Source organism: Paludibacter propionicigenes WB4, assembly GCF_000183135.1.
In the GTDB taxonomy this organism is placed as follows: Bacteria; Bacteroidota; Bacteroidia; order Bacteroidales; family Paludibacteraceae; genus Paludibacter; species Paludibacter propionicigenes.
In genome coordinates this window covers 3579312-3598603 of the sequence record NC_014734.1, presented here as the reverse complement: position 1 = coordinate 3598603, position 19292 = coordinate 3579312, and the positions used below count along the sequence as shown (strand labels likewise).

Annotated in this window: 15 protein-coding genes and 1 tRNA gene; 7 read left to right on the top strand and 9 right to left on the bottom strand. The window is 40.3% G+C overall.

Annotated elements, in window-relative coordinates; translation table 11 throughout:
- Positions 1-52: 52 nt before the first annotated feature.
- From PALPR_RS14850 to miaB, 5 genes are all read right to left on the bottom strand, one after another.
- A complete protein-coding gene (locus tag PALPR_RS14850) occupies positions 53-808 on the bottom strand; it encodes a succinate dehydrogenase/fumarate reductase iron-sulfur subunit (RefSeq protein WP_013446481.1) in 756 nt (251 codons plus the stop codon).
- 65 nt (positions 809-873) lie between these two features.
- Positions 874-1248: a four helix bundle protein gene (locus PALPR_RS14845; protein ID WP_013446480.1), complete on the bottom strand. Its 375-nt coding sequence runs from the start codon at positions 1246-1248 to the stop codon at positions 874-876.
- Positions 1249-1341: 93 nt separating this feature from the next.
- Complete coding sequence (locus tag PALPR_RS14840; protein WP_013446479.1) at positions 1342-3318, bottom strand: fumarate reductase/succinate dehydrogenase flavoprotein subunit; 1977 nt, start codon at positions 3316-3318, stop codon at positions 1342-1344.
- A gap of 68 nt (positions 3319-3386) precedes the next feature.
- Positions 3387-4067 carry a succinate dehydrogenase cytochrome b subunit gene (locus tag PALPR_RS14835; RefSeq protein WP_013446478.1) on the bottom strand — a complete coding sequence of 227 codons (681 nt, stop codon included), beginning with the start codon at positions 4065-4067 and terminating at the stop codon, positions 3387-3389.
- Between the two features lie 183 nt (positions 4068-4250).
- A complete protein-coding gene (gene miaB / locus PALPR_RS14830) occupies positions 4251-5621 on the bottom strand; it encodes a tRNA (N6-isopentenyl adenosine(37)-C2)-methylthiotransferase MiaB (RefSeq protein ID WP_013446477.1) in 1371 nt (456 codons plus the stop codon).
- A gap of 590 nt (positions 5622-6211) precedes the next feature.
- On the opposite strand from miaB, the gene greA reads away from it, so the two are divergent.
- The 3 genes from greA (at position 6212) to PALPR_RS14815 (ending at position 9713) form a co-directional block, all read left to right on the top strand.
- Positions 6212-6682, top strand: a complete 471-nt coding sequence (greA, locus tag PALPR_RS14825; protein ID WP_041620459.1) for a transcription elongation factor GreA — start codon at positions 6212-6214, stop codon at positions 6680-6682.
- A gap of 46 nt (positions 6683-6728) precedes the next feature.
- Positions 6729-7124, top strand: coding sequence for an HIT family protein (locus PALPR_RS14820; RefSeq protein ID WP_013446475.1), 396 nt, complete (start codon positions 6729-6731; stop codon positions 7122-7124).
- A gap of 183 nt (positions 7125-7307) precedes the next feature.
- Positions 7308-9713 (top strand): glycoside hydrolase family 31 protein, encoded by a 2406-nt coding sequence (locus tag PALPR_RS14815; RefSeq protein ID WP_013446474.1) that lies wholly within the window; start codon positions 7308-7310, stop codon positions 9711-9713.
- A 68-nt stretch (positions 9714-9781) separates the two neighbouring features.
- Here PALPR_RS14815 and PALPR_RS14810 read toward each other — a convergent pair whose 3' ends face one another.
- The 3 genes from PALPR_RS14810 to PALPR_RS14800 all read right to left on the bottom strand — a co-directional run bounded on the left by PALPR_RS14810 (position 9782) and on the right by PALPR_RS14800 (position 13597).
- Positions 9782-10948 (bottom strand): glycosyltransferase, encoded by a 1167-nt coding sequence (locus PALPR_RS14810; RefSeq protein ID WP_013446473.1) that lies wholly within the window; start codon positions 10946-10948, stop codon positions 9782-9784.
- A gap of 75 nt (positions 10949-11023) precedes the next feature.
- Positions 11024-12184 (bottom strand): diaminopimelate decarboxylase, encoded by a 1161-nt coding sequence (gene lysA, locus PALPR_RS14805; RefSeq protein ID WP_083807224.1) that lies wholly within the window; start codon positions 12182-12184, stop codon positions 11024-11026.
- A gap of 99 nt (positions 12185-12283) precedes the next feature.
- Positions 12284-13597: an aspartate kinase gene (locus tag PALPR_RS14800; RefSeq protein WP_013446471.1), complete on the bottom strand. Its 1314-nt coding sequence runs from the start codon at positions 13595-13597 to the stop codon at positions 12284-12286.
- 126 nt (positions 13598-13723) lie between these two features.
- On the opposite strand from PALPR_RS14800, the gene PALPR_RS14795 reads away from it, so the two are divergent.
- The gene (locus PALPR_RS14795; RefSeq protein ID WP_013446470.1) at positions 13724-16381 is read left to right on the top strand and encodes a bifunctional glycoside hydrolase family 9 protein/polysaccharide deacetylase; all 2658 of its coding nucleotides are present in this window, start codon (positions 13724-13726) and stop codon (positions 16379-16381) included.
- Positions 16382-16413: 32 nt separating this feature from the next.
- Here the strand turns inward: PALPR_RS14795 and PALPR_RS14790 are convergent.
- Positions 16414-16489 (bottom strand) — tRNA-His (locus tag PALPR_RS14790).
- Between the two features lie 114 nt (positions 16490-16603).
- Here PALPR_RS14790 and PALPR_RS15605 point away from each other — a divergent pair.
- The 3 genes from PALPR_RS15605 to PALPR_RS14775 are packed head-to-tail and all read left to right on the top strand — an operon-like array spanning position 16604 to position 19111.
- Positions 16604-17290, top strand: a complete 687-nt coding sequence (locus PALPR_RS15605; protein WP_013446469.1) for a DNA alkylation repair protein — start codon at positions 16604-16606, stop codon at positions 17288-17290.
- A 49-nt stretch (positions 17291-17339) separates the two neighbouring features.
- Complete coding sequence (locus PALPR_RS14780) at positions 17340-17795, top strand: Fur family transcriptional regulator (RefSeq protein ID WP_013446468.1); 456 nt, start codon at positions 17340-17342, stop codon at positions 17793-17795.
- 47 nt (positions 17796-17842) lie between these two features.
- A complete protein-coding gene (locus tag PALPR_RS14775) occupies positions 17843-19111 on the top strand; it encodes an adenylosuccinate synthase (RefSeq protein WP_013446467.1) in 1269 nt (422 codons plus the stop codon).
- Positions 19112-19292 lie beyond the last annotated feature (181 nt).

Below are 19292 nucleotides of genomic sequence, written 5' to 3'. Positions count from 1 at the left end.
ATTTCTTTATTGAAATTCAGCCGGTTTCAGTATTTATATCCGAAAGGACGTATTAGTCTTTCAGTTTTGCTACGATAAACTCACGGTTCATACGGGCAATGTGCGAGATAGAAACGTTTTTAGGACATTCTGCTTCACAAGCTCCTGTATTGGTACAGTTACCAAAGCCCAGTTCATCCATTTTGGCTACCATAGCTTTAGCACGTGCAGCAGCCTCTACTCTTCCCTGTGGAAGCAATGCCAACTGACTTACCTTAGCTGCTACGAACAACATAGCCGAACCGTTTTTACAAGCAGCAGCACAAGCTCCACAACCGATACATGAAGCAGCATCCATAGCCTCATCAGCATCAATTTTCGAAATAGGAATTGCATTACCATCAGGGACTCCACCTGTATTTACATTTACGTATCCACCGGCCTGAATAATTTTATCGTAAGCGCTACGATCTACCATCAAGTCTTTGATAACTGGAAATGCAGCCGAACGCCAAGGTTCAATTGTGATAGTTTGTCCATCGCTGAAGTTACGCATATGCAGCTGGCAGGTTGTAATTTCGCCATCAGGTCCGTGAGGATGACCGTTGATGTACATACTACACATACCGCAGATACCCTCGCGGCAGTCGTGATCAAAAGCAACCGGCTCTTTACGTTCAGACACTAATTGCTCGTTAAGCACATCCATCATTTCAAGGAATGAGCTATCAGTAGAAACATTGTTTATTTTATAGGTCTCAAATTTGCCTTTGGCTTTTGGACCAGCTTGACGCCAAACTTTCAGCGTTAAATTTATCGTTTTGTCCATATCTTTTTAGTTACAAGTTACAAGTTACAAGTTACGAAAACCGAACAGTAACCGTTGTTAGTATATTAGTTGATTGATTTTTCATCACGGATTCTAATAGATTTAATAAGCGAAGAAGTCATTTTAATAATTTCAAAAATCAAGCTTTGCATTTGTTCTGATTTCTCAATTTGCATGAAGCCTAATTCTTGTGAAATAATTATTTGCGTTTCCAATTCAGAAGCTGAACCCAAAGCAATATATAGGAAATGAATCAACTCCTTATCGGAATTTCGTCCACAACCCTCAGCTATGTTTGAAGGAATTGAAACTGCAGCTCTTCTCATTTGCGATACCAATCCGAACTGTTCGTTAGAAGGAAATAATTGGGTGATTTCATAAATAGATTTCACCAATTCAATTCCTTTTTGCCAAACTTTCAAATCTTTATGACTGGTCATATTCTTATCTTATATCTATCTCAAGATTACTTATTACTCGAGAACACGTTTGTCCTTCCGTCTCGTAACTCGTAACTTGAAACCCGTAACTAATTATGCTTTATAATTACGTTGTTGACGGTGGATAAATTCATAATCCAACGCTTCTTTCAACAATTCAGGCTCATTACCTTCGCCGGTAAATTTCCAGCAAGAAGCAAATGAGAATTCCTCGTCGTTACGCAATGCTTCACCTTCGGGAGTTTGATACTCTTCACGGAAGTGACCACCACACGATTCCTCGCGCATCAACGCGTCACGTGCCATCAATTCGCCAATTTCGATAAAGTCAGCCAATCGAAGTGCTTTTTCCAACTCATTATTCAAATCAGAGTCTTTACCGGGAATGAAAACATTGGTCCAGAATTCTTTACGAACTTCTTTAATTTTTTCCAATGCTGTTTCTAAGCCGGCTTTATTACGACCCATTCCTACAAAGTCCCACATGATCAAACCAAGTTCACGGTGGATAGAATCAACCGATTTCTTACCCTGAATACTCATCAATTTCTTGATTTTTTCTTCTACTGCTTTTTCAGCTTCAGTAAATTCAGGTAAATCTGTACTCATACGAGGTACCTGAATCTGATCTGCCAGATAATTCTGGATAGTATATGGCAATACGAAATATCCATCTGCCAATCCCTGCATCAACGCCGAAGCACCTAAGCGGTTCGCTCCGTGGTCAGAAAAGTTAGCTTCACCAATACAGAACAATCCTTTTACAGAAGTTTGTAGTTCATAATCAACCCAGATACCACCCATAGTGTAGTGAATAGCAGGATAAATCATCATTGGTGTTTTATACGGATTTTCATCAACAATTTTTTCGTACATCTGGAACAAGTTACCATAGCGTGCGCGAACTACATTTTCGCCCAGACGCTCGATAGCTGCCGAGAAGTCAAGATAAACGGCCAAACCGGTGTTACCTACTCCAAATCCTGCATCGCAACGTTCTTTAGCTGCACGTGAAGCCACGTCGCGTGGAACCAAGTTACCAAAAGCAGGATAACGACGTTCCAAATAATAATCACGTTCGTCTTCTTTCAGGTCGGTAGCTTTTTTCTTTCCGGCGCGGATAGCTTCTGCATCTTCTTTTTTCTTAGGCACCCAGATACGACCATCGTTACGAAGAGATTCTGACATCAAAGTCAGTTTCGATTGAAATTCTCCGTGAACAGGAATACAGGTAGGGTGAATCTGAGCGTAAGCAGGGTTAGAGAAATAAGCCCCTTTTTTATACATCTGAATAGCAGCCGAACCGTTAGAAGCCATAGCGTTGGTAGAAAGGAAGAACGTATTACCGTATCCACCGGTTCCTACTACAACTGCATGAGCAAAGAAACGCTCAATTTTTCCACTTACCAGATTGCGTGCAATGATACCGCGGGCGCGACCATCAATTACAACTACATCCAACATTTCGTAGCGAGAGTACAATTTCACAGAACCTTTACCGATCTGACGGCTTAAAGCAGAATAAGCGCCTAACAACAATTGTTGTCCGGTTTGTCCTTTAGCATAGAAAGTACGCGATACCTGAGCACCACCAAACGAACGGTTGTCTAACAAACCACCGTATTCGCGTGCGAAAGGTACACCCTGAGCCACACATTGGTCGATAATACCATTCGACACTTCGGCCAAACGATACACGTTGGCTTCGCGAGCGCGGTAGTCACCACCTTTGATGGTATCGTAAAAAAGACGGTAAACAGAGTCACCATCATTTTGATAGTTTTTTGCAGCATTGATACCACCCTGTGCAGCAATTGAGTGTGCACGACGAGGTGAATCCTGAATACAAAAGTTCAATACATTAAATCCTAGCTCTGCAAGCGATGCAGCAGCTGATGCTCCGGCCAGACCGGTACCTACTACAATGATATCCAAACGGCGTTTGTTAGCAGGGTTCACCAGTTTCTGGTGAGCTTTATAATTACTCCATTTTTCGGCTAATGGTCCCGCTGGGATTTTAGCATCTATTTTAGCTCCTTCTACCGAAGTAGATTCTTGATTCTTTGCCATATTCTAAATTTACTATTTTTTTGATTTACTAATCGGCTTGCCAAAAGGCTTGCCAAGAATTTACCATTTTAAATGCTGCAAGAACCGCATCCTAACAGATAATACACAGGGATTGACATAAACATCAAAATCACTATCGTTGATACAATGTTAGCAATACATTTTACACGCGGTAACCATTTTTTATTGTTCAAACCGGTAGTTTGCAATGCACTCCAGATACCATGTGTAAGGTGCAACCACAATGCGGCTAACCAAACGATGTAAATTCCACAATAAATCTTAGAACTAAACAATTGTGATACGTAAGCAGCACCATTAGCAGGTTCAAAATCTCCGATTTTCATTCCTGATATTTCAGCAAACTGCATTTTGAACCAAAAGTTGTACATGTGCAAAGCCAAAAATCCGAAAACAATAGCTCCTAACAGTAACATGTTGCGAGATGACCACGAAACACCTTTTTGACTGCTTGTCTCTGCATATCGCTCAGATCCGCGCGCACGCATATTTTGATATGACAAAAGCAGTGCATACAAAATATGAATAACAAAACCCGCAGCCAACACTGAAGTACCTAAAAGGGCGTACCAGTTAGCTCCTAAAAAAGCACAAATCGCATTATATCCCGCAGGCGAAATAATCACCACGATATTCATGCAACTGTGAAACAGTAAAAACAACACGAGGAATACCCCCGTAATACTCATAATAAGCTTTCGCCCAATAGAGGAATCAATTAACCACATAGATTTTTGTTTTAGTTTGAAATTTATTTAGTAGTTTGTAATTTTAAAATATACTCATTCAACAAGTTACGGCAATCAAAAGCATTCTTGCAGAGTACCACAAAATTAGTATTTTGATTTTGATACTGCAAGTTATTACGGAAAAAATTCTTTAATTAGGACAACTCTTTATTTATCAATGTATTACTCCACAACTTCTGCAATTAACGAAGCTGAACTGGCACTTAAAACCCGAACCTGAATAGTCTCCCCGATACGTCTGCCTAAGCGGGGGAAAATTACCACTTTATTTTGAGAAGTGCGTCCGAAAAGCTGTTCTTTTGATCTTTTAGAAAAACCTTCAACCAATACCTCAAATGTTTTACCCACATCGCGCTGATTTCCCTGATTGGTAAGTTCACGCTGAAGGTCAATAATTTCTGCCAGACGACGGAGTTTTTCTTCTTCGGAGATATTGTCAGGCAGGTTTTTGGCTGCAAATGTTCCAGGACGCTCAGAGTATTTAAACATAAAGGCCAGATCAAAATTCACCTCACGTAACAAGGATAGTGTTTCCTGATGATCCTCTTCCGTCTCGCCATGAAATCCACAGAATACATCGGTACTGATTGAAGCTTCCGGCAAAATTCTACGAATAGCCGCTATTCTTTCCAAATACCACTCACGGGTGTATTTTCGGTTCATTAGCTTCAATATCTTATTGCTTCCCGATTGCACCGGCAGATGTATCGATTTACACAGGTTAGGATATTGAGCAATCACTTCGAGTGTACGGTCGCTCATATCTTTAGGATGCGAAGTAGAAAATCTGAATCGCATCTCAGGAGCTGCCTCGGCCACTATAGCCAGCAAATCGGGGAATTCAATCACTTCGCCGTCTTTTTCCATACGATACGAATTTACATTCTGCCCAAGAAGCGTTACCTCTTTATAGTTCTTCGCTTGCAAATCTTTCAACTCGGTCAGAATACTCTCCACGTCGCGACTACGCTCCCGACCACGTGTATATGGCACAATGCAATATGAACAAAAGTTATTGCAACCACGCATAATAGAGATAAACCCTGAAATAGACTTGCTGATACGAGTTGGCAGTACGTCACTGTATGTTTCTGTCGTTGACAAATCAACATTTATGGCTTTGTTACCCTGCTCCACGCTTCCAATCAGGTTTGGAATATCCATGTATGCATCCGGTCCTACCACTATATTGACCCCATACTCATTTATCAGCTCATCTTTCACACGCTCAGCCATACAACCTACTACTCCCACTATGAGCTTTTTGTTTTTACGCTTAAGCGTCTCAAAGTATTTGAGCCTGTTTATCACCCTCTGCTCTGCATTATCTCTTATTGAGCAGGTATTCACAAAAATAGCGTCTGCTTCGGTAATTTTGTCCGTCAAAGCAAAACCATCCATTTGCATAATCGATGCCACTACCTCGCTATCGGCCACGTTCATCTGGCACCCGTAGGTTTCAATAAAAAGTTTCTTGTCATTCAAAGCGGATTTAAAGTCCGTTGAAGTGACAGATTGTTCGTTTGTATTCATTTTTTAGAGATTTTTTTAGTCGTACAAAAGTACATTATATAATCAAAATACGAAAATTCTAGAATTTTGATTATTTAACACATAAGACAGACAACACTTATATTCCTAATATTCAAATAAATATAAAGCTCAAAATGGCGGACAATAAAAAAAAATCATTTTTATTGAAAAAATATCATCAAATAATTTGCACGTTTCAAAAATTATTCTCAATTTTGCAGAGTAAACAAACAGATAAATTTTTCATAGTTAAGGTTTAGGTTAAAATGTGCAATGGGTGGCTGTGAAGTTACCCATTGTTTTTTATATAAAACCTCTACCGAAGATCCATCCGCCAAAGTATTTTTTTGAAAACGCAATATAAAGAAACACGTTGCAAATAACCGAAAAACAGATACTTTAATAACTCAACAAGAACATATTCCACATAAAAATGCTATTAAACACAAATATATTGGCTTTAAACTAAAAAAAAACGAGTATTTTTGTACTATAAATAATTAAAAACACAACAGAATCAGAGTTCCGGCGAGTATAGTCGGAATTCTTTTTGTTTTATACTTAAAAAAAACCTAAAAGAAAACAAAGCTATGGCAATAAATTATATGACAGCCGAAGGTTATAGAAAACTAGTTGAAGAGCTCAACGAACTGGAAAGTGTACAACGCCCAGCTATCTCAAAACAAATTGGAGAAGCTCGTGACAAAGGCGATTTGTCCGAAAATGCCGAATACGATGCAGCTAAAGAAGCGCAGGGCATGCTCGAAATGAGAATTTCCAACCTTAAAGACATGATTGCCTCGGCACGTATGATTGATGAATCGAAAATAAACACCAACGAAGTGCAGATTCTGACACGCGTAAAAATTAAAAATACAAAAACAAATCAACTCATGTCTTATATGATTGTATCGGAAAGTGAAGCCAATTTCAAAGAAGGCAAACTATCGGTTACAACTCCTATTGCCAAAGGTTTACTGGGGAAAAAAGTTGGTGAAAGAGCCACCGTATCTGTTCCATCGGGCATGCTTGAATTTGAAGTAATGGAAATTTCACTTTAAGTTACAAGGCTAACTCAGTTTCTGATTTTCTTTTCACTATTTATATATGGCAACAATCTTTACAAAAATCGTAAACGGAGAAATTCCCTGTTATAAAATTGCAGAAGATGACCGTTTCTTCGCTTTTCTGGATATTAACCCTATGACAAAAGGACATACGTTGGTTATTCCTAAAACAGAGAAAGATTATATTTTTGATTTGGATGAAGCAACCTACAGCGCCTTGATGCTTTTTGCAAAAAAGGTGGCTCATGCAATTGAAAAAGCAATTCCGTGTAAGCGAATCGGAGTAGCAGTAATCGGACTGGAAGTTCCTCACGCCCATGTTCACCTAATCCCGATAAATCAGGAGTCGGATATGAACTTCAAAAATCCGAAATTGAAACTCAGTGTTGAAGAAATGAATGAAATTGCTGAGCACATTCGTCAGAAAATAGGATAACCAACACAAAATAATGAAAGACCGACTTCTATGAATCTGAAGCCGGTCTTTGTTTTTTTATGTATTTCTATATAGTCGCAAACGTTTGCGAAAAATATAGCAACATACTAAACTGTCATGCTATTGAATCTGGCGCAAATCGATTAAATTTGTGATTAATTTATATATAACTCGCAGTACTTTATGAAAAAAATCCTCATTATTTCATGCTGTTTAATGCTATCTTTATTCAATACTTGGTCTGAAACATCAGTATCAATAGGGAACTTAAAGACGTTTAAACAAGAAAAAAACACGATTAACATTGAAGCCGACAACGCCACAGTACAAATTTCCGCATTCAGGGACGATATCATAAGAGTAAGAGCCTACAGGGAAAAACCACTGAGGACATTTTCGTATGCAGTGGAGAAACAGGCAACAGGCAAATTTGAGTCGGTAACAGACGATGCAACTAAACTGGTATTGAAAACCGGCAGTCTGAAAATTGAGATAACCAAATCGCCCATTCGCATTAGTTTCTACAGCCCCGAAGGCAAATTGCTCAATGCAGATGATTCCCGATTTGGAATGACCTGGCTCGGCAATGATGTCACTTGTTTCAAGAAGATACTTTCCAACGAAAAATTCATTGGGCTAGGCGAAAAAACCGGACCGCTCAACAAACGGAGTCTGGCTTATGAAAATTGGAACTCCGATGTTCCGGCTTATGCGTTGGACAAAGATCCGCTTTATGCATCCATTCCATTTTACATGGGAATTCACAACGGAATAAGCTATGGAATCTTCTTTGATAACTCCTATAAAAGCACTTTCAGCTTCGGTGCATCCACAGATGATGAAATGTCTCATTTTGGGGCTGTTGGTGGTGAGATGGACTATTATTTCTTTGCTGGAAGCAGCGTTCGCAATGTTATTGAGCAGTATACATGGCTCACCGGTCGCCCTAAACTTCCACCACTCTGGAGTCTGGGTTATCAACAGTGTCGGTACAGTTACTACCCTGATAAGGAGTTGCTGAATGTTGCACAAACCTTTCGCGAAAAGAAATTTCCTTGCGATGTACTTTACCTGGACATTCATTATATGGATAATTATAAAGTATTCACATGGAATCCTGAGCGCTATCCGCAGCCCAAAGAAATGATCGACAAACTGAAAAACATGAGTTTCCATTTGGCTGTAATTATCGATCCGGGTTTGAAAGTTGAAAAGGGATATTCTGCTTACGACGAAGGGGTAAAAAACAATTATTTCCTTTCCTATCCAAACGGACAACCCTATATCGGAAGCGTATGGCCCGGCAGGTCGCATTTTCCTGATTTCACACGACCTGAAGTTCGTAGTTGGTGGGGTCAGAAATTCACGACGCTAACCAACAAAGGAGTTGAAGGCTTCTGGAACGATATGAATGAACCCGCAACCTGGGGGCAAAAAATTCCGGACATGGTTGAATTTGGTTTTGAAGGAAACAAAACAACCATGAAAGAAGGACACAATATATTCGGAATGCAAATGGTAAGGGCTACTTACGAAGGCACAAGAAACCTAATGGAAGGACGTCGGCCGCTGACAATTACAAGAGCGACATATTCCGGCGGCCAACGTTATTCTACCATCTGGACAGGTGATAACTTTGCTTCAGACGACCACATGTTATTAGGTGCAAGACTTGTTGCAAATCTGGGTCTGGCTGGGTTTTCTTTTGCCGGTCCCGATGTAGGCGGCTTCATAGGTGAGCCAACCAAAGAACTAATGGTTCGTTGGATGTCACTGGGTGCATTTACACCTTTTTATCGCAATCATAGCGCCGTAGATGTCAACTATCGTGAACCCTGGATATTGCCCAAAGATTATCAGGACATTGTACGCAACTATCTCAACCTGCGTTATCAGTTGATGCCGTATATATATTCAAATGCCTTGTTAGCTTCAAGAACAGGATTACCACTGGTACGAACACTAGCTATCGACTATACAAAGGATGAGAATGTCTTCCTGAAAGATTTTGAAAATCAATACATGTTCGGAGATGGATTGTTGGTTTGTCCTGCTCGCAGTACTGACAGTTACACTCGGGTATACTTGCCGGAAGGACGCTGGTATCGCTTCTCCAACGATGAGGCTTTCGATGGCGGTAAAGACTACCATGTCGCATCTCCGCTGAGCGATTTACCGGTATTTGCCCGCGAAGGAGCAATTATTCCTATGCAGAACACGGTGCAAAACACAACTGAAAGTGCCGGAGACACATTAAAGTTACATGTATTTGCCGGAGTTAAACCGACACAATTACTCTACTACGAAGACGATGGAACTACATACGAGTATGAAAAAATGGCTTCGTATGAACGAACGATAAATTTTGATCCGACAAAAAACGAACTCAATATTTCCGAAAAGAAAGGTAGTCTCAATGGAAGATTCAAAAAAGTATGTCTGATACTGCATGGTTTTGACACCATCAACTCCCTCCGTTCATCAGTCGGTGAGCTAAAAGTCTCAAGCGTTAGAAAAACGCAAAGTGCAGTGCTCGACTGGAGTGATTCGGCAATCAACCTGAAATGGAAATTTCAGAAGAGCAAATAAGTAGTAATTGATACAAAAAAAAGGATGCAAATTAACTGCATCCTTTTTTTGTATTTAAAACTTTCCTGTTATTTCCATCTCAGAGGTCGCTTGCGGTTAGCAAATCTACCAAAAGTAAGAATATAAAGGCTTACCAACGGTAAGAAAATATCGAAAAACGGGAGTGTGAGAATATACTTTCTTTCTCCAAAATGTTTTGAAGAGCCGTTTATCACACAAAGTTGCAAAATGAATCTGGCCAGAAAAAGAACACCCGCAGCAATCTGAAGGATTAAACCACCAAACACCAACGTAAGGATAAATGCCAGATAGAATAATCCGCGAGACAAAGGTTCAAGACTCAGTCTAAACTTGCTTGAGCTTTTATAATACGATGAGACAGAGAGATGTCTCAACTTCTGGTAAAACCAATCTCTGTACGTCTTGCTGGGCTCAGACCAGGTAATACTATCAGGAGAAACTTCAATCCGTGTATTTTTTTTATCACAGGCTTTATTCACCATCAAATCATCATCACCTGAACTCAAATGAAGCGTAGATGCAAATCCTTTATGAGCAAAGAAAGTCTCTTTGCGATAGGCCAGATTTCGACCGACACCCATGTACGGTTTGCGTGCCGCAGCCATACCCAGGTATTGCAATCCGATAAAAAGTGTATCGTAGGTAATCAATCTGTTCAATAAGCCTTTCTTGTTGAAATATGCTCCGTACCCCAATACAAATTCGGTTTCAGGACTAAAGTTTCTAACCATGCGGGCTATCCAGAATTTATCTTCAGGCATACAATCGGCATCGGTAAATAGCAACAAGTCATTCTTAGCAGCCTTGATACCCAATGTCAATCCAAGTTTTTTTGTACTTAGATTATTGGCTCCTACAGGCACAAACGTAGTTCTCAGATTTGGATATTCCACACTCAAATCGTTGAGCAAAATATCCGATTGGTCTGTAGAACCATCGTTGATAACAATCACTTCAAAATCAGGATATTCCTGCTGAAGAACAAAAGGAAGAAACTTACGAAGGTTATCCGATTCATCTTTAGCACAAATAACAACCGAGACCGGAGGTTGTTCTGTCTGAAATATAACTTTGTCTTTACTTATTCTGTTTTTCCATCTCAAAACACCATTCATATAGCGTAAATAAAAATAGAGCTGATATATGAATGCCAGAAACAACAAGCCAAAGGCTATCAATTCAATCAAAGAAAAATAAAATCCGTAAAATTCCATTATTTTCAGTTATCAGTAAGCAATTACCGGTTATATTCGGTCGAAGGAAGTTTTATTATTCAATAAGTCAAAAAATCAGGCAAGCAGTTCGTCAGACGTATAAGCTTTCGGTAGTTTACGCAGATTATATTGCGAAGCCATAATCTCGCCATAAGCTCCTGCCGAACGCAAAGCGATTAAATCACCGCGCTTAGTTTGATTCAGTTCAAAGCCTTTAGCAAATGTATCCGACGACTCACAAATAGGTCCAACCACATCGTACGGCTCTACAGCAAGATCGGAGCTCAAATTTTCAATATGATGATAAGCCTGATACAAAGCCGGTCTGATTAAATCGGTAAATCCGGCATCGAGTATCGCAAATTTCTTGGAACTACCCTGTTTAACGTACAGCACTTTCGAAATCAGACTTCCGCATTGCGCTACAACAGCACGTCCTAATTCAAAATGCAGAGTTTGATTTGGGAGTAATTGCAAATGATCACGGAATACTTTGAAGTAAGCATCAAAGTCCGGAATAGGGAAATGGTTCGGATGTTCGTAATTAATACCAAGACCTCCGCCAACATTGATATGCTCAAGAACCACATTGCGTGACTGGAAATATTCCTGCAGTTCGTTTACACGAACACATAATCCCTGAAACGAAGTCAAATCGGTAATTTGCGAACCAATATGGAAATGGATTCCAATAAGTTTTACGTTGGACAGCGTAGGGAACAAATCAACCACCTGATCCAATTCCGACATATTAATTCCAAACTTATTTTCGCTCAGTCCGGTAGTGATATAATGGTGTGTATGAGCACTTACATTCGGGTTAATACGCAATGCCACTTTGGCCACTTTATTTTTAGCAGCTGCCAGTTCATTGATTACTTCCAACTCCGGAATAGATTCCACGTTGAAGCAAAAAATATCATTATCCAGCCCCAGATTAATTTCCCAGTCGGCTTTTCCTACACCTGCAAACACCACCTTTGAAGGTGAAATTCCGGCATCAATAGCCGCCTGCACTTCGCCACCACTCACGCAATCGGCACCAAGTCCGGCATCTTTTATCGCTGCTAAAACGCTTGGATTTACATTGGCTTTCATGGCGTAATGCACATGAAAATCACTTTTCTTACTTTGGATATTTATTTCTTCCAGCGTTTTACGAAGTACTTCCAGATCATAATAATAAAATGGAGTTTCTATTTTGCTGAATTTCTCTATCGGATATTTAGCTTTTATCATAAAAAAGTTACGAGTATTTAGTTACAAGTTACAGGTATGTTGTTGAGAACAGACCTGAAACAAGACTTGAATTCAATAGTTGAAAACAATTTATCATCAATTAAACAATGCCGCGCTTAAAGCGTTCAAAGCACGTTTTTTATCTTCACCTTTGATCAGGAATGAGATATTATAATTACTACCACCGTAAGAAATCATACGAACAGGTATTTCGCTCATTGCACTCACCACTTTAGCCTGAAAACCAACGTTTTCATAAGGCATATCACCCACTACGCAAATGATAACCATATCTTTATCAACCGTTACCGTTCCGAATTTCTTCAAATCGTTTACGATTTCATCCAGACGCTTTGCATTATCAATAGATACTGAAACACCTACTTCCGAAGTCGTAATCATATCGATAGAAGTCTGATAAGATTCAAAGATTTCAAACACTTTGCGTAAAAAACCATGAGCCAACAACATGCGTCCGGATTTTATTTTGATAGCGGTAATGCCATCTTTTGCTGCAACTGCCTCAATTTTACCTTTTTTACTTTGAGTAGAAATCAATGTTCCCGGAGCTTTAGGCTCCATAGTATTTAACAAACGAACCGGGATATTATTCAGCTTAGCAGGAAGAATACAGGTTGGGTGAAGAATTTTAGCTCCAAAGTAAGCCAACTCCGCAGCTTCTTCGAAGTGTAGTACCGGAACCGGTTTAGTACCTTCCACAAATCTGGGGTCGTTATTGTGCATACCGTCAATATCCGTCCAAATCTGAATTTCATCGGCTTTTACCGCAGCACCAATCAGCGAAGCGGTATAGTCGCTACCACCACGTTGCAAATTATCAATCTCGCCATAGAAATTACGACAGATAAAGCCCTGAGTGATGTAAATGGTATTTCCTGGTTGCTCAGCCAACTGAATTGCCAAATGTTCTGCTATGTAGTTGGTGTCAGGCTCAGAATTTTTATCGATACGCATGTACTCCAAAGCCGGAAGCAATGCGCTCTTCTCTCCTGTTTCATTCAAATAAAGTTGGAATATGGTAGTAGAAAGTAATTCGCCCTGAGCCAGAATCGCTTTTTCCTCGAACAATGTAAAAACAGATTTCGAGAATGAGCGAAGATATTCGAAAAGCGATTTTACAACAGACACGGCTTCTTTTTTAGCCTCAGCAGTTGAAAACAATTCCTCAACTACATCAAAGTATTTTTGTTCCAATGCATTGATACGCTCTAATGCACCTGAAGTATTGTTTTTATAAAAATAATCCGAGATTTCCACCAGGCTGTTTGTTGTTCCGGACATAGCCGACAACACTACTATTTTTTGATCCCCATCGCATATCAGCTTGGCAACATCTCTCATACGAGCGGCAGAACCTACGGACGTTCCACCGAATTTTAATACTTTCATTTCTTTCGTGTTAATAGTAATTGTACAAAATAAAATTAGCCACAAAAGTAATATTTTTTTCTCAATAATTTTCCATTTGTTATTTCGATAATTTCAGCTACATTTGCAAAAAAAAGGATTCGATTCATGGGAAAAAGGATAGTTTTGGTATTCTTGTCATTTTTCTGCATAAGTATGTGTACTTATGGCATCGATGCCTGGATTAGAATCAATCAGATGGGCTATCTGCCCCATGCTCTAAAAAAGGCTGTATTCATTAGCGAATCAGCCCAAGACATCAAACAATTTTCAATCTACGATGCGCTGACCAATCAGGAATTGGCAACATTTAATACCGTTGTTTCCAAAGAAGAATTCGAAAATTTCAAAAGCACTTATGTTCTTAATTTCTCTTCTTTCAAACAGCAAGGTGCTTTCTACATCAAGGCAGGCACGGCATATTCTCCGACTATTTACATAAATAACAACATTTATCAGGGAACAGCCGATTTTATATTAAACTTTCTCCGGTTGCAACGAAATGGTTACAATCCCGACTTGTACTCCGAGGTTCATCAGTACAACACCTACGATGCTGAAGATATTATTCCTGCAAAAAAAGAAACATCAGAGACTTCTTACGATCAGGACTTTTTAAAATCTCTCAAAGCTAAAAACAGCAGATACCGGAATATCCATCTGCCGGTTACAACCCCAGAACCCGTCAAACCCAAATCGCTGGATGTCAGAGGTGGATGGTTGGAATCAACAGATTTTCTTCAGTACGGAGCAACTTCATCTACAGCTGTATTACAATTGCTGTTTGCTTATCAGCTCAATCCTACGGCTTTTTCTGATAAATATGATGCATACGGTTACAATAAACCGAATGACATCCCCGATATTCTTGATGAAGCAAAATGGGGACTGGACTGGCTAATGAAGATGTATCCCACCAAAGATGTTTTGTATCATCAAATAGCCAATGACTTTAAGCACGAAAAATTCGGGACTTCGAAAGTTGAGACGGCCGATGCTGAGTCTGATGAAGCCATAAGCCGTCCGGTGTATACTGCGACAGGTAGACCGCAGGGATTATTCGGATATAAAAACAATTCTACGGGCATTGCATCCATTGCCGGAAAATACTCCTCAGCTTTCAGTCTGGGAGCTGAGCTTTTGAGCGTATACTATCCCACTTTTGCCGACAGCCTGAAAGCGAAAGCTGTGGAAGCTTATCAGTATGGCAAAGAAAATCCCGGGGTGTGTCAGTCCGTGCCGGGCAGATCGCCTTACTATTTCGAAGAAGAAAACTGGAAAGATGATATGGAGCTGGCTGCAGCGCAACTTTACCGACTAACGTACGATGGGAGTTACCTCAGAGAAGCAGCCGAATTCGGCAGGATTGAGCCAATATCACCCTGGATGTGCACCGACACCACCACCTATCATCAATGGTATCCGTACCTGAATCTGGGGCATTACGTGATAGCCAATGTAGAAAATCCGGGCTACCGGAAAGAGTTTTTGCAGAACCTCCTCAGCGGCATACAGCGCGTAAACAATGCAGCTGCCGACAACCCGTTCAACATAGCCGTACCAATGGTGTTGGGGTCAAACAATATGGTTACGGCCATTGCCAGCCAGTGTCGTTTGTACCGGGCACTGACTAACGATTCAACTTACCTGAGTCTGGAAACGTCACTAATAGATTGGCTATTCGGATGCAATCCGTGGGGAACCAGCATGGTTATAGGTCTGCCGCAACTGGGCGTGTATCCATCCGATCCACATTCCACTCTGGCGCATAACAGCCATGTACCGCTTTCGGGTGCGTTGGTCAATGGTCCGGTGAACGCAAGTACATTTAAGACACTTATAGGAGATAAGCTCTCTAAAGATGACATGTATGATCAGGTGCAGTCGGATTGGGCGGTGTACCACGATGATAATGCCGACTATGCCACCAATGAGCCTACCATAGACGGAACTGCGGCCTTAGCCTACCTACTTTCCAGTAAACAGATGGAAGCAAGTCCGGACATTGTTGCTGAAACCAACAAATATAAATTCGGGGCAATAACCAATACGGATATGAGCAAAAAGCAAATATCACTTGTTTTTGCCGGAAGCGAGTTTTCCGATGGAGCAAGAACGATATTAAACACCCTAAAAAGTTTGAAAATAAAAGCTTCGTTCTTCTTTACCGGCGATTTTTATCGAAATAAAAACAACAAGCAATACATTGAAGAAATTCAGAAAGAAGGATATTATCTGGGAGCAAATTCCGACAAGAACCTACTTTACTGTTCCTTCCTGAAAAGAGATTCGTTATTTGTTACCAAAAATGAATTTCTGAACGATTTAAAGAATAATTACCTGGAAATGGAAAAATTCGGCATAACCAAAAGCAAAGCTCCGTTCTTCCTGCCTCCTAGTGAATGGTACAACAATACCATCAGCCAGTGGTGTAATGAATTCGGGTTACAGCTTATCAGTCCGACCCCAAAAACAATGTCGAACTACGATGTCAGTACGCCTGATATGCGCGATAATTACCTTTCGAGCACAGAAATCTACAATAATATCATGGAGCTGGAGTCGTCGCAAGGACTAAACGGGAATATTCTGGTTTTCCACATGGGAGCCGACAACAAAAGGAAAGATAAATTCTATACAAAGTTACACATGCTTCTTTCAACCATTGCGAAAAGCGGGTATGAATTTGTGGATTTATTCACTGCCACCAATATGTTCAGCAACAGTGCCGTTACAGTTGATAAAAAACAAAAAAGGAAGAACTAAAATGCTCTTCCTTTTTCTAAAAATTTACCGGTGGGTGGGAGACGGGTCTCGAACCCGCGACCTTCTGAACCACAATCAGACGCTCTAACCAACTGAGCTACAACCACCATGTTTAACGGGTGCAAAGATAATACAGCTAATGATTATTTGCAACTATTTACCCGAAAAAAACGCGGATTTTTTGCAATAGGCTAATTGCCAACATTTAAAAACTAAAACAAAATGAAATATTACATTGCCAACCCCGAATTAGACCAACAAATTAAGGAAATAAGAGCTAAAATTCGCCTGTCGATGAATGGAATTGTGGCAGACAAAATGACTCAAAACGGAATTTCCTACAAAAAAAACTACGGTGTAGACATTCCCCGCATTAAAGAAATAGCCAAACTCTACACCCAAAATCATGATTTGGCACAACGCCTGTGGAATCTTCAAATCAGGGAAACAATGATTATGGCAACGCTGCTGGAACCGGTAGAGAAATTTACCGAAGAATTGGCACAACAATGGGTTGAAACATTCAGCCAAATTGAAATAGTAGAGCAAACCTGCATGAACCTATTCAGCAAACTAAGCTTTGCCGCTTCGTTGTCGCTAAAGTGGATTGAGTCTGATAGACCCTGGGTACAAATCAGTGGATTTATTTTGGCTGCCCGCATAGCCAACAGATTTAATGAAAATGAAATAGGCACAATAACTCAACAGGCCTCAACCCTATCGGACACCAACGAGCTGCATCTCTATAAAGCAATTGCGCTGTGCCTGAGCCGATGTGCCCGAAAAGACAAACATACAGCAACTTACATTCTGAAAGAAATTGACTCTTTTTCTAACAGTTCGTCAACAGCCCAACGCTACATCCATAAAGAAGTGAAACAAGAAATATTATTTTTAAACATTTTATAGCAAAGAAACAAGCTAAAAGTTGTACTTTTGTTGGTCACATTTTTATTAAATGGAAGAAGAAGTTTCATACGAATCAATAAAAGAGCTTTTTACAGAATACCTTAAAAAGCATAATCACCGGAAAACATCCGAACGTTATGCTATTCTGGAGCAAATTTATTCATGCGAAGGTCATTTTAATGCTGATGCCTTGTTTAATACCATGAGGGCAGAATATCGGGTTAGCCGGGCTACGGTTTACAATACCCTTGATTTATTGCAGGAATGCAAGTTGATTATTAAGCATCAGTTGGGCGGTCAGTTTGCCCAATACGAAAAGACCTTTGGAAGCAGTACACATCATCACCTGATTTGTACCAACTGCGGGAATGTAAAAGAGTTTTCGGACGAGCAATTGCGAATGTCTATTCAAAAACGGAAGTTTCCGCGTTTCCACACTTCTCATTATTCGCTTTATATTTACGGACTTTGTCACAAGTGTAAAGTAGCTCTCAGAAACTTATAATAATGTACGATATCGAAAGTTTACAAAATAATATAGATTTAAAATAAATGAAAGTTGATGTTTTATTAGGTCTCCAATGGGGAGATGAAGGTAAAGGAAAAGTAGTTGACGTTCTTACTCCCAATTACGATCTTATTACACGTTTTCAGGGCGGCCCCAATGCCGGTCACACACTGGAGTTTGAAGGTAAAAAGTTTGTATTGCGCTCCATCCCTTCAGGAATTTTTCAGGGCGACAAAGTAAATGTTATCGGCAACGGTGTAGTGCTCGATCCGGCTTTGTTTAAAGCAGAAGTAGAAGCACTGGAACAATCGGGTCATCCACTCGCAGAGCGTTTAAAAATATCGAAGAAAGCACATTTAATTTTGCCAACTCACCGCCTGCTGGATGCAGCTTACGAATCGGCTAAAGGAAGTGGCAAAATCGGAACTACCGGAAAAGGAATAGGCCCTACCTATACTGACAAAGTGAGCCGCAACGGTGTACGTGTAGGCGATATCCTTCACAACTTCGAAGAAAAATATAACACGGCTATAACCCGCCACAAAGAAATACTGAAACAATACGATTTTGAATACGATTTACCTGCACTGGAAAAAGCCTGGTTTGAAGGAATCGAATGTATCAAACGTTTTGAGCTGATTGACAGCGAACATTTTGTAAACGATGCGTTGAAAACCGGAAAGAAAGTATTGGCCGAAGGCGCTCAGGGCACCATGCTCGATATTGATTTCGGGTCATATCCATTCGTTACATCTTCTAACACAATTTGTGCTGGTGCCTGTACCGGACTGGGTATTGCTCCGCGCAGCATAGGCGATGTATTCGGTATTTTCAAAGCATATTGTACTCGTGTGGGTAGCGGTCCGTTCCCTACCGAACTGTTCGACGAAACCGGCGACAACATGCGCAAGATAGGTTACGAATTCGGTTCGGTTACCGGACGTCCACGCCGTTGTGGCTGGGTGGATCTGGTAGCTTTAAAATACGCGGTAATGATCAACGGCGTCACACAACTTATCATGATGAAAAGTGATGTTATGGACGGGTTTGATACCATCAAAGCCTGTGTAGCTTATAAAATAGATGGAACAGAAGTGGAACAATTTCCTTACGACCTCAACGATGGGGCTGAGCCTGTTTACGTTGAGCTTCCGGGATGGAAAACCGACATGACAAAAATGCAAAGTGAGGATGAATTTCCCGAAGAGTTTAATGCATACATCAGTTTTCTGGAAGAAGAACTGGAAGTGCCTATCAAAATTGTATCGGTAGGACCAGACAGAGATCAGACAATTATTCGCTATCAGGAGTAGTTCTTATTCAATACAACCGATATAAACGTTCCGCACACTTGCAAACAAGGTGCGGAACGTTTGCATTTATAGCAACTGTAATTTAATGTGAGTTCAAGATAAAGCTCTCGAACTTCAGCCACTTTATTTCTCTCAAGTCCGAAGGACTTGAATGTAAATAACCACGGGTGTAACCCGTGGA

Excerpts from the sequence above, each read along its gene's own strand:
- PALPR_RS14850 (WP_013446481.1), bottom strand. The coding sequence starts at position 808 with ATGGACAAAACGATAAATTTAACGCTGAAAGTTTGGCGTCAAGCTGGT.
- PALPR_RS14845 (WP_013446480.1), bottom strand. The coding sequence starts at position 1,248 with ATGACCAGTCATAAAGATTTGAAAGTTTGGCAAAAAGGAATTGAATTG.
- PALPR_RS14840 (WP_013446479.1), bottom strand. The coding sequence starts at position 3,318 with ATGGCAAAGAATCAAGAATCTACTTCGGTAGAAGGAGCTAAAATAGAT.
- PALPR_RS14835 (WP_013446478.1), bottom strand. The coding sequence starts at position 4,067 with ATGTGGTTAATTGATTCCTCTATTGGGCGAAAGCTTATTATGAGTATT.
- miaB (WP_013446477.1), bottom strand. The coding sequence starts at position 5,621 with ATGAATACAAACGAACAATCTGTCACTTCAACGGACTTTAAATCCGCT.
- greA (WP_041620459.1), top strand. The coding sequence starts at position 6,212 with ATGGCAATAAATTATATGACAGCCGAAGGTTATAGAAAACTAGTTGAA.
- PALPR_RS14820 (WP_013446475.1), top strand. The coding sequence starts at position 6,729 with ATGGCAACAATCTTTACAAAAATCGTAAACGGAGAAATTCCCTGTTAT.
- PALPR_RS14815 (WP_013446474.1), top strand. The coding sequence starts at position 7,308 with ATGAAAAAAATCCTCATTATTTCATGCTGTTTAATGCTATCTTTATTC.
- PALPR_RS14810 (WP_013446473.1), bottom strand. The coding sequence starts at position 10,948 with ATGGAATTTTACGGATTTTATTTTTCTTTGATTGAATTGATAGCCTTT.
- PALPR_RS14800 (WP_013446471.1), bottom strand. The coding sequence starts at position 13,597 with ATGAAAGTATTAAAATTCGGTGGAACGTCCGTAGGTTCTGCCGCTCGT.
- PALPR_RS14795 (WP_013446470.1), top strand. The coding sequence starts at position 13,724 with ATGGGAAAAAGGATAGTTTTGGTATTCTTGTCATTTTTCTGCATAAGT.
- PALPR_RS15605 (WP_013446469.1), top strand. The coding sequence starts at position 16,604 with ATGAAATATTACATTGCCAACCCCGAATTAGACCAACAAATTAAGGAA.
- PALPR_RS14780 (WP_013446468.1), top strand. The coding sequence starts at position 17,340 with ATGGAAGAAGAAGTTTCATACGAATCAATAAAAGAGCTTTTTACAGAA.
- PALPR_RS14775 (WP_013446467.1), top strand. The coding sequence starts at position 17,843 with ATGAAAGTTGATGTTTTATTAGGTCTCCAATGGGGAGATGAAGGTAAA.